Below are 16,345 nucleotides of genomic sequence, written 5' to 3' on the forward strand. Positions count from 1 at the left end.
CATTAAGTCAAATGTCATTAAGGTGTTTTGTTGTTTATAGTTTGAAATAACTATTTTATGTAAGTGAAGGTAATTTATATGAATGTAATAGATTGCCTGTATTTATATCATTCATATTTTTTCGTATTACTATGTATATATTATGTGTGTATATTAAGTAATAATTTATTTAATGTGCTTTTATATATATAAAATAATGAACACTTCTCTAATGGCTTTCTGTTATTCTTATGCGGTTATAGTAACTATTTTATAGTGAGAAAAAAATGAACAAAAAATTGTTGGTACCTTTGTTGTTTTCTGTGGCTTTAATGGGGTGTGACGACGCAAGTGAAGCGATTGATAAAGCCCAAGAGGCTGCAAATAAAGCCGTAGATATGGCTCAAGAAAAGCTAGAGTCAGTAGATCTAGAAGCGATTAATATTGAACAATTTGGTGATGCTGCAAGCTCTGCATCTGAGCTTGCAGAGTCAATTGATGAAGCGTTAAATGCGGATTACAGTAACCCTGAAGCTCTAGTTGAAATTCAAGAGCATATTGCTAACGCATACAGTTGTTTAGTTGAGGCGTCATCAGAATCAAGTGCTGAGAAATTAGTAAATAAAGTGATGTCGACGATTTCAAACCAAGAAGCGCAGAGCTTGATTGAGAAAGGCATTGAAAGCGCAAAAGAAATGCAAGCGTGTGTGATGTAATTAAACCGAATAAAAAAGCCCTGTAACAGTACGCTTTAAAGGCGTTTGATACAGGGCTTTTTAGTGCTTGTTAATCTATCTGGTTAAAAATAACCGTAAAGATTACAGCTTGTCAGTTAGCTCGATAGCTTGACCGATATAGTTTGCTGGCGTCATCTCTTTTAGACGAACTTTTTCGTCTTCAGGGATTTCTAAACCGTCGATGAATGCACGCATGCCTTCGCCGTCTACACGTTTACCACGAGTCAGTTCTTTTAGTTTTTCGTATGGCTTTTCGATGCCGTAACGACGCATTACTGTTTGTACAGGTTCTGCAAGAACTTCCCAGTTTTTATCTAGCTCAGCTTCAAGTGCAGCACGGTTGATCTCTAACTTGCTAATGCCTTTTAGAGTCGATGTGTATGCAATGATAGCGTAGCCACAACCAACACCTAGGTTACGAAGAACCGTTGAGTCAGTCAGGTCACGCTGCCAGCGAGATACAGGCAGTTTTTGTGCTAGGTGGCTAAAGATAGCATTAGCAAGACCTAGGTTACCTTCAGAGTTTTCAAAATCGATTGGGTTAACTTTATGCGGCATTGTTGAAGAGCCAATTTCGCCAGCAATCGTTTTTTGTTTGAAGTGGCCAAGAGCAATGTAGCCCCAAACGTCACGGTCAAAATCAAGTAGGATAGTGTTGAAACGAGCAATCGCATCAAATAGTTCAGCAATGTAATCATGCGGTTCGATTTGAGTTGTGTATGGGTTCCAAGTTACACCTAGAGATTCAGTGATGAACTCTTCGCTGAATGCATGCCAATCAACATCTGGGTAAGCAGATAGGTGAGCATTATAGTTACCCACAGCACCGTTGATTTTTGCTAAGATTTCAACGTTTTCGATTTGCTTGTATTGACGTTCCATACGGTATGCAACGTTAGCCATTTCTTTACCCATTGTTGATGGAGAAGCTGGCTGACCGTGTGTACGAGAAAGAAGAGGAACATCACGGTATTCGTTAGCTAGTGCTTTGATAGCATCAATAACGTTACGGATTTCAGGAAGAATCACCGTATCACGTGCTTCTTTAAGCATTAGAGCGTGAGATGTGTTGTTGATGTCTTCTGAAGTACATGCAAAGTGAATGAATTCATTGATAGCATGAAGCTCAGGAACGTCAGCTACTTTTTCTTTTAGGAAATATTCAACAGCTTTAACATCGTGGTTAGTTGTGCGCTCAATGTCTTTGATACGCATAGCATCTTCTTCGCTGAAGTTTGCTGCGATGTCATCTAAGAATTGATTCGCTTCTGCGCTTAATGTAGCTACTTCCGCAATCGATTGCGTAGCTGCTAATTTTTGAAGCCAACGAACTTCAACAACAGTACGATACTTCAGTAAGCCGTACTCACTAAAGATGCTGCGTAGAGAAATTGTTTTACTTCCGTAGCGACCGTCTACAGGTGAAACAGCAGTTAATGCTGACAATTCCATGTAAATCTCCTAGATGTGTAATAAAGGTTAGTGGATAAAGCCTGCTTATTATAAACAGGCTTTAATTTTAAATTCGAGCTAAAATTATTTTTGCTTGCTCAACCATCTTTTTACGACCAAAAATTAAGTGGCGGCGTTTGCCCCCCGTTTGACGCCATAATACGGCTGAGCGAATACCAGAAAGTAATAATGCTCGAACCTTATGTTGTGTCATTGATTGTTGTAAAATAGACGGTGTGCCAGTGACTTGAATGCGAGGTCCCATTGGGCTGATCACATCTAAGTAAATGCTGGCAATGTTGCTTAGCATTTGTTCGTCATGAATATCAAAATGTTCAAGTTGACGCTCAATGGTGCTAATGCGTTCGCCAAGCTTGCTCATGCCATCGCGGTGGCCAGCAAGTTTGCGCTCTAGCGCCATCAAGCTGATCAGGTAGCGAGTTAACTCACTGCCTGATGGGGTATTGTCAAAGTCTTGAACCAGACATTCTAAACCAACGCGCAAGTTAGCTTCATTGCCGTATACGGCTAGCGTATTACTTGGGTTGGTTTCTAAAATAGATTGAATAGCAGTATCAAACGCAGCTTGATCACAGTGCCCATCTTTCGCCATTTTTTGTACTAGGCTTGCTGCTTGGCAGATGCCTGCAAATGCAATGGTTCTGTCAAATAAAGTATTCGCCACGTATTAGCTCCTTAAATACGCTCTTCAATAATACCGCCACCTAGACACACTTCGCCTAAGTAGAAAACAGCAGATTGACCAGGAGTCACTGCAATTTGCGGTTCGTCAAAAATCACTTTAATGTTTTCATCATCAACAGGGATGATCGTACAAGGGATATCGGTTTGACGGTAACGTGTTTTTACTGTGCAGCTCAATGGCGCTTTAATGACTTCGCGATCAACCCAGTGAAGTTGAGACGCTAGTAGGCCTTGAGATTTCAGTAATGGGTGATCTTTACCTTGAACGGCAATTAACACGTTACGTTTTAAATCTTTCTCACCAACAAACCATGGGTCTTCATTACCGCCACCGCCTTTGGTGCCGCCAATGTGTAGACCTTTACGTTGACCTAAAGTGTGATACATCAAACCTTGGTGCTGACCAATCACTTTGCCTTCAGGGGTTTCGATATTGCCTGGTTGTGCTGGTAGGTATTTACCTAAGAATTCAGTGAATTTACGCTCACCAATAAAGCAGATACCTGTAGAGTCTTTTTTCTTCGCTGTGATCAAATCTTGCTCTTCAGCAATGCGGCGTACTTCTGGTTTTTCTAGTTCACCAACAGGGAATAGGCTGCGAGCAACTTGCTCAGAGCTTAATGTGTATAAGAAGTAGCTTTGATCTTTGTTTGAATCCAAACCACGTAGCATTTGTGGTTTAACACCATTTGCGATTTCTTCTGCTGTTGGGAAGGTACGACGAACGTAGTGACCCATTGCAATGAAATCAGCATCAAGTACTTCATCAGCAAACTCTAAGAAAGCTTTAAATTTGATTTCTTTGTTACATAGAATATCAGGGTTTGGCGTACGACCCGCTTTGTATTCCTCTAAGAAATATTCAAAAACGTTGTCCCAATATTCAGATGCAAAATTAATGGTGTGAAGGTGGATACCTAATTTGTCACACACCGCTTGTGCATCGGCTAAATCTTCGGCTGCTGTACAATATTCCTCGTTGTCATCTTCTTCCCAGTTTTTCATGAAAAGACCTTCAACTTGGTATCCTTGTTGCTGAAGTAGATAGGCTGATACTGAAGAATCCACACCACCGGACATACCGACGATGACTTTCTTTTGGCTGTTGTCTGACATTCTTTAACACCACTAATAAAACTTGAGGCAGATTCTAACAGAAAGAATATGCTCGTGACAGATCCGAGAGTAAAATCACATAATTATATCTGCGAAAAACAGATAAATTTCGAGCTTTATTCTTTCAGTTTTAATCGTTTTGCTAAACGATGTAAATTTCCAGTATCAACTTGTAATACTCTTGCTGTTGCTGCCCAATTTTGTTTATTTTCTTTATAGGCTTGTTGAATCAATTTAGCTTGAAATTCATCTGTTGCGATACGTAGCCCTTGGGGGCATTCTAAAAGCGTATCTTCTGTTACTTGATGTATTGGCTCGTCACTAATCGCTTCTTTTTGAATTGAAAAGTGCCATGTAGATAGCGTTAAATCTGAATCAATACTTTGTGCTCTAGAGAGTACCGCCGCTCGGCTTATTACATGCTCTAACTCTCGAATATTACCAGGCCAAGGGTATGTATTAAGTACACGGATGGCTTCTGGAGTAATGCGTATGCTTGATGCTCTTAGTTTTACACGACTTTTTTCAGCAAAGTAACCAACGAGTAAGGTAATGTCATTTTCTCGCTCTCTTAGGGGAGGGACAAAAATGGGGAAGACACTTAGCCTATGGTATAAATCAGCTCTAAAATTGCCTTCTTTGACTTCTTCACTTAAGGTTTTATTGGTTGCTGCAATAATACGAGTATTTACCTTGATGTGGTTGTCATCACCAATACGCTGAATATCACCATATTGCAAAACTCGGAGTAATTTAGCTTGTAGAGCTAATGATAATTCGCCTATCTCATCTAAAAATAACGTGCCATTATCAGCCGATTCAAATTTACCTTTCCGATTGCTAATTGCGCCAGTAAATGCGCCTTTTACATGGCCAAATAGCTCACTTTCCGCGACCGATTCCGGTAAAGCGGCGCAGTTTAAATACACTAAGCTTTGATTTGCTCTTGAAGATTGCTCATGCAAGGCACTTGCTACTAGCTCTTTACCTACGCCTGTTTCTCCGGTGATTAAGACAGATAACTCTGTATTGGCAACCGCTTTGATATTGGCTTTTAACTCTTTCATCGCTTTTGATTCACCAATCATCTCAACATTGTACTGCTGAGCGGTTTCAAAAGATGAGCTTGTAGAACTCTCTGAAGATTGATTCTCTAATCTTTCCATTAATAGGGCTGTGTTCAGACTGGTTGCAGCTAAGGCGCTAATGATCCTAAGTTCTTTATTGGTAAAACTATTAAATTGGTCGGGATCGAACGCATCAATAGTTACCGCACCAATCAATCGTTCGTTAATCAATAAAGGGAGGCCAATGCAAGAGTGTACGTGGAGGAGTTCTTTTTTATTTTTTATTAACCCATCATAAGGGTCGGGTAAATCACTGTCTGAAGGAAAGCGAACAATATCCCCAGCTCGTGCTATGGCTTCTAAACGAGGATGCTGTGAAATAGCAAAACGACGTCCAATCACATCACTGTCCAGGCCGTTGGTTGCAAGTGGTGAGAAGTATTGATTTTTAAATAAGAGTAAAGCTGAAGCGTCGCATTTTAACGCATTTCGAATGGTTGATAATAAGCGTTCGAAACGATCTTTGCTGTCTAGTCCTGACGTTAAATCTAATGCAATTTGAGCCCATTCCTCTTTCATGTTTTTCATTGAATACTCATTATCATAAATATTGTTAATTTGACTATTGTACTGTCATTTTAACAAAAGTAAACAATTGTCATTATGACATTTATTTTTGCTGATTTATATTAAAGTTATTATAAAACAATGAGATAAAAGTTGGCATGCGCAATGCAATATGAGTAGTAACGCTAATAATTAAATGAGAAAAAACAATGACTATTCATATTAAAAATAATGTTAACTGGGTTGGCCAACGTGATTGGGAAGTGTCTGACTTCCATGGTACTGAATTTAAAATGACCAAAGGCACAAGCTATAACAGTTACCTTATCCAAGAAGAAAAAACAGTACTCATTGATACGGTGGACCATCGTTTTAGCCACCAGTTTATTCAGAATTTAGAAATGGAAATTGATCTTGCTAGCATTGATTACATCGTAATTAACCATGCAGAAGAAGATCACGCAGGTGCGCTTTCTGCGTTAATGGAAAAGATCCCTGGAACGCCAATTTATTGCACTGAAAACGCGATTGATTCAATTGTTGGTCACCATCATCACCCTGAATGGAATTTTAATCCAATTAAAACGGGCGATGCGTTAGATATAGGTAATGGCAAGCAATTGATTTTTGTTGAAGCGCCGATGCTGCACTGGCCAGACAGCATGATGACGTACTTAACCGGTGATGCAATTTTGTTTAGTAATGATGCATTTGGTCAACACTATTGTGATGAGCGTTTGTTTAATGACGAAGTAGATCAAACGGAATTGATGGATCAATGCTTGCGTTACTACGCCAATATCCTTACGCCATTCAGTGCTCTGGTTACCGCTAAAATTAAAGAAGTATTAAGCTTCAATTTACCTGTCGATATGATCGCAACTTCTCACGGTTGTGTATGGAGAGATAATCCAACTCAAATCATTCATCAATATTTAGAGTGGGCTGATAATTATCAAGAAGATCGTATTACTATTTTCTACGATTCTATGTCAAACAACACTCGAATGATGGCTGATGCGATTGCTCAAGGTATTCATGATATTGACCCTGCTGTTGCAGTCAAAGTATTCAATGTTTCTCGCCAAGATAAGAATGACATTTTAACCAGTGTGTTCCGCTCAAAAGGGATTCTCGTTGGCTCATCAACCATGAACAATGTGATGATGCCTAAAATTGCGGGCATGTTAGAAGAGATTACTGGTCTTAGATTTAGAGCGAAAAAAGCAGGTGCATTTGGTAGTTACGGTTGGAATGGTGGTGCTGTTGATAGAATTCATTCTCGCTTAACTGATGCTGGTTTTGAAACCGCGGTGGGTCTAAAAGCGAAATGGCGTCCAGATGGTAAAGCAATGCAGTTATGTCGAGAGCATGGGCAGTTTATTGCAAAACAGTGGGCACTAAAACCACTAACCACAACGTTTAATACTATTAATGTAGAAAAAAAAGAACAAACAACAAAAGTCATTGAACCAACGGTGGCTAAAGAAGTAACAGCCCAAGATCCAGTCGTCATGATCGAACCTGCTGTTGAATTGGCAGTAAACGATACAGAAGTCGGAGCTACCGGAGAAAGCAGCGCTACACAGTGCATGTTATGTACAGTATGTAACTGGGTATACGATCCTGCGCTTGGTGAGCCAAATCAAGGTGTAGAGCCTAATACCCCTTGGTCAGAAGTACCTGATTATTTCTTATGCCCTGAGTGTCATCTAGGTAAAGACGTATTTGTTGAAATTAAGTAGTTGGAGGATAAATGATGAGTTTACCTATCGTTATTATTGGTAGTGGTTTTGCCTCTTACCAGTTGATTAAAACTATTCGTCGAACTAATAGTGATTGTCCGATCCATGTGTTTACGAATGACAATGGTGATGACTATAACAAGCCAGATTTGAGTCACGTATTTTCAAAGCAACAAAATCCAGAAGATATGATTACATTAACTGGAGGAGCTTTTGCTGAGCAATACAATGTCATTTTACATACGCATGCCTTCGTTGAGTCGATAGATGCTGAGAACCAAACCATTACTGTAAATGGTGATCAATTCGCTTATGGAAAATTGGTATTAGCGACAGGCTCTCAAACATTTATCCCCCCTTTTCACGGTGATGGATGTGAAGAGATCCTGACGTTAAATAGCCTAAAAGAGTTTGCTGGTATTCAACAAAAAGTATTGGAGTCTAAAAAAGTACTTGTTGTTGGTGGTGGTTTAATAGGTACAGAGCTCGCAATGGATTTGGCAAATGCAGGAAAAATGGTGACCTTGGTTGAGCCAAATAGTCATCTACTGGCCAATATGATCCCTGACTTTATTTCACTGCCACTTGAAAAAGCATGCAGAGAAAAAGGAGTTACCGTTACCTTGTCGGATTGTGTGCAAGCGGTAAATAAACAAGATAACGGGTATCGAGTAACGACAACGAATGGTCAATCGTACTTAGTGGATTGTGTTATATCAGCCGCTGGGCTAAAGCCTAATACACAGCTAGCCATAAAGTCGAACATTATGGTTAATCGAGGGATTGTTGTTGACTCAATACTGCAAACGTCAGCGAATAATGTCTATGCATTAGGTGACTGTGCCGAAATAGAAGGCAAGGTAATGGCCTACCTACAACCTATCTTATTAAGTGCGAATGCGTTGGCAAAAACCTTATTAGGAACTGAGACGATACTTGAATTACCAAATATGATGGTGAAGGTGAAAACGCCCCATTATCCAATACAGCTTGCGGGTAATACATCAGTCGACATTGAACGTTGGGCTGTTGATATTGATACGCAAGGGTTATGTGCTAAAGCTTACAATGCCAATAATCAGTTAACTGGATTTGTGGTAACCAATGAATTAGTTAAGAACGCATTTCCTTTATTTAGAGAGATACATAATACGAAATAATGAGAGGTGAGCTATGACAGAAATTCCACATGGATTAATTAAAGGGGTTGTCCTTCGTCGTTATGACTGGACTGAACGTTTATTCAGTTTATTTGTTGAAGCGCCAATTAGTGCTTATCAAGCGGGACAATTCACTAAATTAGCACTACCTGATGGGTATGGTGATTGGGTAAGAAGAGCTTATTCCATAGTAAACAATCCAAAGCAGACGGAAGGGCACCAACAGATGGAATTTCTGATCATTGCGGATGAAAGCGGGGAGTTATCACCTCGCCTTAAAGCGCTTAATTCTGGTGACGAGATTTTTGTTGGTAAAGAAGCTTCAGGGTTTATGACTATTAATGAGATGCCTGAAGGTGTGGAGGATTTATGGTTATTATCAACAGGTACGGCCATAGGGCCATTTATCTCAATATTAGAAACACCATTACTTGAATCTCGATTTAAAAATATTGTGTTAGTTCATGCAGTAAGAATGCAATCTGAATTGATTTATCAAGAGCGGATCCAACAATTAATTAATAGATACAACAAGAGGTTTCATTATGTACCAATTGTTTCTAGAGAACATGTCACCGGAACTTTATGTGGACGAATCCCGACTTTATTGCTCAGCAGAGAAATCGAAAACCGTGCCCAATGCCAGCTTAGTAAAACGCGTAGTTTCTTATACATCTGCGGCAACCCTAACATGGTTAAAGACACATCTGATGCGCTAAAAGAGTTAGGTTTTAACAAGCATCTTCGTCGTAAACCAGGGCAGTTTAGTTCTGAAAACTATTGGTAATCATCAATAAAAATATGACAAGAATAAATTATTTGGAGAAATTATTATGAGCCATTTACGTATTCCAAAAAATTGGACAATTCAACGTTCTACCCCATTTTTTACAAAAGATAATGTGCCAGACGCATTACTCACTCATCATAATACGGCTGCCGAGGTGTTTGGCCAGTTATGTGTAATGGAAGGAGTTGTCACTTATTATGGCTTTGCCAATGCAGAAGCAACAGAGCCTGAAATTAAAGTGGTTATTAATGCTGGGCAGTTTGCTACAAGTCCACCGCAATATTGGCATAGAATTGAGTTAAGTGATGATGCTCAATTCAATATTAACTTCTGGTCTGATAAAGATAAAACAGGAAAGAAAATGTTCAATGCTAAATAATTTACGCCTCTTTCTTTGCATTTATGGCATAGTAGGCGAAATTATTAAGCGAGAAGTAAGATGACAGATCAAGAAGACGATTTCATGACTGAAGAAACACTGATTGAAACCGTAAAGAATCAAATTGAAGATGGCAGCCCAATCGCGGTAAAAGAAACATTAATGCGCCTAGTGATGACGGGTAATTCGCGTGAAGAAGCGATTGAAATGATGGCGTGTGCACTTGCTATTGAAGTGTTTGATGTAATGAAGAATGGCGCAGAGTTTAATCAAAAGCGTTATAAAGAAAACTTAGAATCATTACCTGATATGAGCTTTATGGGCGATGAATAATCTCAATATTAATAGGCAGTAATTGTCTTTGATGTTGAAATAAAAAGGCCTGATAGTGTTGAAGCTATCAGGCCTTTTTGTATAAAGTAATACCTTAATCAGCACACCCTATTTCACCAGTTAACATACAGTTTTGCTGCTGTTTCTCTTGGTTTTTATAGTGCTCATTAGTTAATTCTGTCGAGTTAATGTCAGCTCTGTCTGCTGGAGCGCAAGCACTTAACAGCAGTACGCTAGCAATTCCTACTGCTTTAATCATAGTATTCATAATGATGCCTTTATTTTTATAATTGATGTAATCAGTCTAATTTAAAAAGCACCAAACAGGTAGCATAAATTAACGTTTTTATTACATATTAATCAATTGTTTTTAAAGTGATACTTCTTTCCATGTACCATGTTCTACATCTTTAATGGTCCAATCGCCCATTGAGTAGCGAATTAAACGCAATGTAGGAAAACCAATATGTGCTGTCATGCGTCGAACTTGACGATTACGGCCTTCAATAATCGTTATCGCAATCCACGTGGTTGGAATGGCCGCTCGAAATCGAACAGGAGGGTTGCGCTCCCATACGTCAGGCTCTGCCATTACTTCCACTTTTGCTGGAAGTGTCATGCCATCTTTTAGCTCTACACCTTGGCGAAGCTTCTCTAAATCTTCTTCAGTAGGAGCGCCTTCAACTTGTACCCAATAGGTTTTTGGCGATTTAGATTCTGGCTGAGTTAATCGCGCTTGCAGGGCACCATCATTGGTCAAGATTAATAAACCTTCGCTATCGCGATCAAGGCGACCAGCAGCATAAACATCTTTTACTGAAATAAAATCTGCGAGCGTCTGGCGATGTTGGTCATCAGTAAATTGACTCAATACATCAAAAGGTTTATTAAAGATAAGGACTTTACGATCTTTTGGTGCAGGGCGTGGTTTTTGAGCCGTTTTTTTCTTAAAGGCTGGTTTTTTCCAATTAGGGGAACGCTTGAATGTCATGTTAACTACCTTGCAAAATTGTAAAGCTTTTGTGGCGTTTAGTTTTAAAGTTCGCCGCTTTTCGCTATAGTACGCGCGTGAAACAAGAGACTAATAAAAATAAAGTCGGTAAATTACAAAGCCTATTATACGTTTTGTTATGGGTTTTGTGGATTAAATAGGGAAATTAAATGACAACGCAAAAATCTACGATTATCTACACCATCACTGATGAAGCGCCAGCATTGGCGACGCATTCACTTCTTCCAATTATTCAAGCATTTGCAGCATCATCAGATATTGATGTTGATACACGCGATATTTCACTTGCGGGCCGTGTTATTGCAAACTTTCCAGAGTATCTTACAGAAGAGCAACGCATTGGTGATGCACTTGCGGAACTGGGTGAATTAGCAAAAACACCAGAAGCAAATATCATTAAACTTCCAAATATCAGTGCATCAATTCCTCAACTTCATGCGGTAATTAAAGAGCTTCAAGCAAAAGGCTATGCTCTGCCTAACTACCCAGAAGAAGCAAAAACAGATGAAGAAAAAGCCGTTAAAGCGGTTTACGATAAAATTAAAGGCTCGGCAGTAAACCCGGTACTACGTGAAGGTAACTCTGACCGCCGTGCGCCTGGTGCAGTTAAGCAATATGCTCGTAATAACCCACACTCAATGGGGGCTTGGTCTGCGGATTCTAAGTCACACGTTGCAAGCATGAGTGAAGGCGATTTTTACTCAAGTGAGCAATCAGTAACGATTGATGGTGCAACGAATGTAAGTATTGAGTTTGTGGCTGAAAATGGTGATATCACTGTTCTTAAAGAAGGGTTAGTACTGAAAGATAAAGAGATCATTGATGGCTCTTGTTTGAGTAAGAAAGCATTGGTTGAATTCTTTGAAGCGGAAACTAAAAAAGCCAAAGAAGAAGATGTGTTACTTTCTCTGCACATGAAAGCCACCATGATGAAAGTATCGGACCCAGTAATCTTTGGTCACGCTGTAAAAGTGTTCTACAAAGATGTATTTGAAAAACACGCAGCGACTTTTGAAAAATTAGGCGTTGATGCAAACAATGGTATTGGTGATGTTTACTCTAAAATCGCCTCACTGCCAGAAGCAGAAAAAACAGCGATTGAAGCGGATTTAGCTGCCGTTTATGAATACCAACCAGAACTTGCAATGGTTGATTCAGATCGTGGTATTACTAATCTCCATGTACCAAGTGATGTGATTATTGATGCTTCTATGCCGGCTGCACTACGTACTTCTGGTCGTATGTGGGGACCAGATGGTCAGCTTAAAGACACGAAAGCGATGATTCCAGATCGTTGTTATGCAGGTGTTTATCAATCTGTGATTGAATTCTGTAAAGCCAATGGTGCATTTGATCCAACAACGATGGGTTCTGTGCCAAACGTAGGCTTGATGGCTCAAAAAGCAGAAGAATACGGTTCTCATGATAAGACGTTCATTCTTCCTCAAGCAGGAACGGTACGAGTGATTGATGGTGCTGGTAACGCCTTGATTGAGCATTCTGTTGGTGAAGGTGATATCTGGCGTATGTGTCAGGCAAAAGACGCTCCAATTCAAGATTGGGTTAAATTAGCGGTAAATCGTGCTCGTGCTACAGCAACACCGGCTGTTTTCTGGCTTGATGCAAACCGTGCTCATGATGCTCAACTGATTAAGAAGGTAAATACCTACCTTGCTGATCACGATACAGCAGGTCTTGATATTCAAATCCTTTCACCTGTAGAAGCAACAGAATATACATTAGCGCGCATCATTAAAGGTGAAGATACGATCTCAGTAACAGGTAATGTGTTACGTGATTACCTAACGGATTTATTCCCAATTTTAGAGCTTGGTACATCAGCGAAAATGCTGTCTATTGTCCCTCTTATGAATGGTGGTGGTCTGTTTGAAACGGGTGCGGGCGGTTCTGCTCCAAAACACGTACAACAGTTCGAAAAAGAAAACCATTTACGTTGGGATTCTTTAGGTGAGTTCTTAGCGCTTGCTGCTTCATTTGAGCATTTAAGTGTGACAACAGGTAATGCAAAAGCACAAATTCTTGCAGACACATTAGATGCCGCAACGTCTAAATTCCTTGAAACAAATAAATCGCCATCACGTCGTGTAGGTGAGCTAGATAATCGTGGTAGTCACTTTTATCTTGCAATGTACTGGGCTCAAGAGCTTGCAGTACAAACCAAAGATGCAGAGCTTCAAGCTTACTTTGGTTCATTAGCTGAAACCTTAACGTCTAATGAAACTAAGATTGTTGATGAGTTAAATGCAGCGCAAGGCGTAGCAGGAGATGTGGGAGGTTACTTCCAACCTGTTGTTGAACTAGCAGCGAAAGAAATGCGTCCAAGTGCTACATTAAATGCAGCATTAGCATCACTATAATTCATCGATTACATATAAATAGTCGGTAGATAAAATAAAGCCTTGAGATAGCGATATCTCAAGGCTTTTTCTATTTAACCGCTAGGGCGTTACTACGATTGGTATTAAATACTGGTATTGTAATAATTACGTTTTGGGCAAGAGGAGATAATTTCTGCGCGATTAAATGAAATAACCTCTTCTAGAACAACGTCAAACCCCCATAGACGGTGAAGGTGCTTCATTACTTCTTCATGACCTTTATCTAAAGGGATACGGTTATGTGGAATATGACGAAGAATTAACGATCTATCCCCACGAACATCAACATTCCACACCTGAATATTGGGTTCAAGATTACTTAAGTTATATTGAGCTGCTAATTTTTCTCTGATCTCTCGATAACCACTTTCATCATGAATTGCATTAACCTCGATATGTTTATTTTTATCATTATCTAAAATAGAAAATAGCTTAAATTCTCGAATAAGTTTCGGGGATAAATATTGGCTAATAAAGCTCTCATCTTTGAAGTTATGCATTGCAAAGTGAACCGCATCGAGCCAATCACTGCCAGCTAAATCAGGAAACCATTCCTTGTCTTCATCGGTTGGATCTTCACAAATCCGACGAATGTCTTGGAACATAGCAAAACCAAGAGCGTAAGGGTTGATACCACTGTAGTAAGGACTGTTATAGCTAGGTTGAGCGACGACATTTGTATGGCTGTGTAAGAATTCGAGAATAAACTTTTCAGAGACTAAGCCTTCATCATAAAGATGGTTAAGAATCGTATAGTGCCAAAACGTTGCCCAGCCCTCGTTCATCACTTGTGTCTGTTTTTGTGGGTAAAAATATTGGCTTATCTTTCGAATAATACGAACCACTTCTCGTTGCCATGATTCCAGAAGAGGCGCGTGTTTTTCAATAAAATAAAGAATGTTTTCTTGTGGCTCAGAAGGGAAGCGGATCTTCTCTTCGGTACTTTCTTCTTTGGCTTTTGGTACGGTTCGCCATAGGTCATTTACTTGAGACTGAAGATAGGCCTCTCTGTCTTCTTGGCGAATTTTTTCTTCTGCAATTGAGATTTTTTCTGGGCGCTTGTATCTATCGACCCCATAATTCATCAAAGCGTGACAAGAATCGAGGATCTTTTCGACTTCATCAACCCCATACTTTTCTTCGCATTGAGTGAGATATTGTTGAGCAAAAAGTAAATAATCGACAATAGAACTCGCATCTGTCCATGTTTGAAAAAGGTAGTTGCCTTTAAAAAAAGAATTATGGCCATAACAGGCGTGTGCCATTACTAAGGCTTGCATTGTAATGGTATTTTCTTCCATTAAATAAGCGATGCAGGGGGACGAGTTGATCACTATTTCATAGGCCAATCCCATTTGTCCGTGTTTGTAGTTTTGTTCTGTTTGGATAAATTTTTTACCAAATGACCAGTGATGATAATTGATAGGCATACCCACACTGGAGTAGGCATCCATCATTTGCTCGGCAGTAATGATCTCAATTTGGTTTGGATAGGTATCCAAGCGATAATGCTCAGCTACACGTTTAATCTCTACATGATATTGTTCTAGCATTTGAAAGGTCCAATCTGGCCCATCAGGTAGCATTTTTTTGTTCTTCATCCTTGCCTCCTAAGCCAGCTGTTTTTTAAATAATTCTCTAAAAATAGGGTAGATGTCTTCAAGCGAACGAATGTTTTTCATCGCAAAGTTATCAAATCCTTGTGCTAGCTTTTCGTACTCAGTCCATAATGTTTGGTGGTGACGTTTGGTTATTTCAATGTAAGAGTAGTACTGGCAGTTAGGTAAAATAGAAGCAGTCAGTAGTTCTTTACATTTTGGTGAGTCATCAGCCCAGTTATCGCCATCTGACGCTTGAGCGGCATAGATGTTCCATTCGTTATTTGGGAAGCGCTCAGCAACAATTTCTTTCATTAGTCTAAGTGCGCTTGAAACCATGGTTCCGCCCGTTTCTTGAGAGTAAAAAAAGTCATGCTCATTAACTTCTTTTGCTTGGGTGTGATGGCGTATAAAAACCACTTCTACATTTTCATAAGTACGGGTAAGGAACAGATAAAGGAGTACATAGAAACGTTTAGCGATGTCTTTAGTCGCTTGATCCATTGAGCCTGAGACATCCATTAAACAAAACATCACAGCTTGGCTTGATGGTATGGGTGTTCTTTCGTAGTTTTTATAACGTAAATCAAAAGAGTCGATATAGGGAACGTGTTTGATCTTCTCCCGTAAGGCTTCTATTTCTTCCTGCATTTTTCGAATAGCAAGTGGGCGGCTAGGCTCGCTGGTTTTAATGTTGTCTAGCTCTTGCTCTAATTCATTTAGCAGTCTTTTTTTTCCTGCGGTCATCGCAGTACGTCGAGCAAGAGATTGCTGTAATGAACGAACAATATCGATATTAGAAGGAACCCCAGCGGTTTGATAACCTGCTCGGTGTGTTTCCCATTCAGTTATTTTTTGAACTTGATTTTTCTCAAGATTAGGTAATTCAAGCTCTTCAAATAGAATGTCTAAGTACTCATCTTTTGAGATCTGAAAACTAAATTCATCCTCACCTTCGCCATCTGCACTAGCATCTCCAGCGCCTGCACCTCCACCATTACCTCCTTGTGGTCGTTCAATTTTGTCGCCTTTAATAAATTGATCATTACCAGGAAGAACTCGTTCACGAATGCCTCCTTGCCCTTGATGAAAAACTGGCTCGGAAATGTCTCCTTTTGGAATCGAAATGCTTTCACCACCCTCAGTATTAGTGACTGAACGTTGATTTACGGCATCAGAGACTGCACGTTTAATTTGATCTTTATGGCGACGAATAAAGCGTTGTCTGTTGACCGTGCTTTTCTTTTTGCCATTCAACCTTCGGTCAATAAATTGAGCCATAATATTGCCCTCCTAATTCATACCA

At 39.7% G+C, this 16,345-nt stretch carries 15 protein-coding genes; 7 read left to right on the plus strand and 8 right to left on the minus strand.

The window, feature by feature from the left end:
* The first annotated feature begins 266 nt into the window (after positions 1-266).
* A complete protein-coding gene (locus PVK63_RS07065) occupies positions 267-695 on the plus strand; it encodes a hypothetical protein (protein WP_130086049.1) in 429 nt (142 codons plus the stop codon).
* A 102-nt stretch (positions 696-797) separates the two neighbouring features.
* Here PVK63_RS07065 and purB read toward each other — a convergent pair whose 3' ends face one another.
* The 4 genes from purB to norR all read right to left on the minus strand — a co-directional run bounded on the left by purB (position 798) and on the right by norR (position 5,644).
* Positions 798-2,168, minus strand: a complete 1,371-nt coding sequence (gene purB / locus PVK63_RS07070) for an adenylosuccinate lyase (RefSeq protein ID WP_130086050.1) — start codon at positions 2,166-2,168, stop codon at positions 798-800.
* Positions 2,169-2,235: 67 nt separating this feature from the next.
* Positions 2,236-2,853, minus strand: coding sequence for a high frequency lysogenization protein HflD (gene hflD, locus PVK63_RS07075; protein ID WP_274440164.1), 618 nt, complete (start codon positions 2,851-2,853; stop codon positions 2,236-2,238).
* Positions 2,854-2,864: 11 nt separating this feature from the next.
* On the minus strand, positions 2,865-3,989 hold the full coding sequence (gene mnmA / locus PVK63_RS07080; protein WP_130044209.1) for a tRNA 2-thiouridine(34) synthase MnmA: 1,125 nt from the start codon (positions 3,987-3,989) through the stop codon (positions 2,865-2,867).
* Between the two features lie 116 nt (positions 3,990-4,105).
* Positions 4,106-5,644 carry a nitric oxide reductase transcriptional regulator NorR gene (norR, locus tag PVK63_RS07085; RefSeq protein ID WP_274440165.1) on the minus strand — a complete coding sequence of 513 codons (1,539 nt, stop codon included), beginning with the start codon at positions 5,642-5,644 and terminating at the stop codon, positions 4,106-4,108.
* Positions 5,645-5,832: 188 nt separating this feature from the next.
* Between norR and norV the strand changes: the two genes are divergently transcribed.
* The 5 genes from norV to PVK63_RS07110 are packed head-to-tail and all read left to right on the plus strand — an operon-like array spanning position 5,833 to position 10,030.
* Entirely contained in the window at positions 5,833-7,368 is a 1,536-nt protein-coding gene (gene norV / locus PVK63_RS07090; protein ID WP_274440166.1) for an anaerobic nitric oxide reductase flavorubredoxin, read from the plus strand.
* A gap of 14 nt (positions 7,369-7,382) precedes the next feature.
* Positions 7,383-8,528 carry an NADH:flavorubredoxin reductase NorW gene (norW, locus tag PVK63_RS07095; protein ID WP_274440190.1) on the plus strand — a complete coding sequence of 382 codons (1,146 nt, stop codon included), beginning with the start codon at positions 7,383-7,385 and terminating at the stop codon, positions 8,526-8,528.
* A 13-nt stretch (positions 8,529-8,541) separates the two neighbouring features.
* Positions 8,542-9,315 carry a ferredoxin--NADP reductase gene (locus PVK63_RS07100; protein ID WP_274440167.1) on the plus strand — a complete coding sequence of 258 codons (774 nt, stop codon included), beginning with the start codon at positions 8,542-8,544 and terminating at the stop codon, positions 9,313-9,315.
* 46 nt (positions 9,316-9,361) lie between these two features.
* On the plus strand, positions 9,362-9,697 hold the full coding sequence (locus PVK63_RS07105; protein ID WP_130049185.1) for a DUF1971 domain-containing protein: 336 nt from the start codon (positions 9,362-9,364) through the stop codon (positions 9,695-9,697).
* 60 nt (positions 9,698-9,757) lie between these two features.
* Positions 9,758-10,030, plus strand: coding sequence for a hypothetical protein (locus PVK63_RS07110; RefSeq protein WP_274440168.1), 273 nt, complete (start codon positions 9,758-9,760; stop codon positions 10,028-10,030).
* 94 nt (positions 10,031-10,124) lie between these two features.
* Here PVK63_RS07110 and PVK63_RS07115 read toward each other — a convergent pair whose 3' ends face one another.
* On the minus strand, positions 10,125-10,298 hold the full coding sequence (locus PVK63_RS07115; protein ID WP_054776060.1) for a hypothetical protein: 174 nt from the start codon (positions 10,296-10,298) through the stop codon (positions 10,125-10,127).
* Between the two features lie 102 nt (positions 10,299-10,400).
* Positions 10,401-11,021: a pseudouridine synthase gene (locus tag PVK63_RS07120; protein ID WP_274440169.1), complete on the minus strand. Its 621-nt coding sequence runs from the start codon at positions 11,019-11,021 to the stop codon at positions 10,401-10,403.
* Positions 11,022-11,191: 170 nt separating this feature from the next.
* On the opposite strand from PVK63_RS07120, the gene PVK63_RS07125 reads away from it, so the two are divergent.
* A complete protein-coding gene (locus PVK63_RS07125; protein ID WP_274440170.1) occupies positions 11,192-13,420 on the plus strand; it encodes an NADP-dependent isocitrate dehydrogenase in 2,229 nt (742 codons plus the stop codon).
* Positions 13,421-13,524: 104 nt separating this feature from the next.
* Here the strand turns inward: PVK63_RS07125 and PVK63_RS07130 are convergent, their stop codons facing one another.
* Positions 13,525-15,042, minus strand: a complete 1,518-nt coding sequence (locus PVK63_RS07130) for a SpoVR family protein (RefSeq protein ID WP_274440171.1) — start codon at positions 15,040-15,042, stop codon at positions 13,525-13,527.
* A 9-nt stretch (positions 15,043-15,051) separates the two neighbouring features.
* Positions 15,052-16,320 carry a YeaH/YhbH family protein gene (locus PVK63_RS07135; RefSeq protein ID WP_274440172.1) on the minus strand — a complete coding sequence of 423 codons (1,269 nt, stop codon included), beginning with the start codon at positions 16,318-16,320 and terminating at the stop codon, positions 15,052-15,054.
* Between the last annotated feature and the right edge of the window lie 25 nt (positions 16,321-16,345).

It is taken from the genome of Aliivibrio sp. S2TY2, assembly GCF_028765525.1.
Classification (GTDB): domain Bacteria; phylum Pseudomonadota; class Gammaproteobacteria; order Enterobacterales; family Vibrionaceae; genus Aliivibrio; species Aliivibrio finisterrensis_A.

What these genes read in the sequence shown, in the direction of transcription:
- norV (WP_274440166.1), top strand. Translation starts at nt 5,833, where the DNA reads ATGACTATTCATATTAAAAATAATGTTAACTGGGTTGGCCAACGTGAT.
- norR (WP_274440165.1), bottom strand. Translation starts at nt 5,644, where the DNA reads ATGAAAAACATGAAAGAGGAATGGGCTCAAATTGCATTAGATTTAACG.
- mnmA (WP_130044209.1), bottom strand. Translation starts at nt 3,989, where the DNA reads ATGTCAGACAACAGCCAAAAGAAAGTCATCGTCGGTATGTCCGGTGGT.
- PVK63_RS07065 (WP_130086049.1), top strand. Translation starts at nt 267, where the DNA reads ATGAACAAAAAATTGTTGGTACCTTTGTTGTTTTCTGTGGCTTTAATG.
- PVK63_RS07105 (WP_130049185.1), top strand. Translation starts at nt 9,362, where the DNA reads ATGAGCCATTTACGTATTCCAAAAAATTGGACAATTCAACGTTCTACC.
- PVK63_RS07125 (WP_274440170.1), top strand. Translation starts at nt 11,192, where the DNA reads ATGACAACGCAAAAATCTACGATTATCTACACCATCACTGATGAAGCG.
- purB (WP_130086050.1), bottom strand. Translation starts at nt 2,168, where the DNA reads ATGGAATTGTCAGCATTAACTGCTGTTTCACCTGTAGACGGTCGCTAC.
- PVK63_RS07115 (WP_054776060.1), bottom strand. Translation starts at nt 10,298, where the DNA reads ATGAATACTATGATTAAAGCAGTAGGAATTGCTAGCGTACTGCTGTTA.
- PVK63_RS07100 (WP_274440167.1), top strand. Translation starts at nt 8,542, where the DNA reads ATGACAGAAATTCCACATGGATTAATTAAAGGGGTTGTCCTTCGTCGT.
- PVK63_RS07130 (WP_274440171.1), bottom strand. Translation starts at nt 15,042, where the DNA reads ATGAAGAACAAAAAAATGCTACCTGATGGGCCAGATTGGACCTTTCAA.
- PVK63_RS07120 (WP_274440169.1), bottom strand. Translation starts at nt 11,021, where the DNA reads ATGACATTCAAGCGTTCCCCTAATTGGAAAAAACCAGCCTTTAAGAAA.
- norW (WP_274440190.1), top strand. Translation starts at nt 7,383, where the DNA reads ATGAGTTTACCTATCGTTATTATTGGTAGTGGTTTTGCCTCTTACCAG.
- PVK63_RS07110 (WP_274440168.1), top strand. Translation starts at nt 9,758, where the DNA reads ATGACAGATCAAGAAGACGATTTCATGACTGAAGAAACACTGATTGAA.
- PVK63_RS07135 (WP_274440172.1), bottom strand. Translation starts at nt 16,320, where the DNA reads ATGGCTCAATTTATTGACCGAAGGTTGAATGGCAAAAAGAAAAGCACG.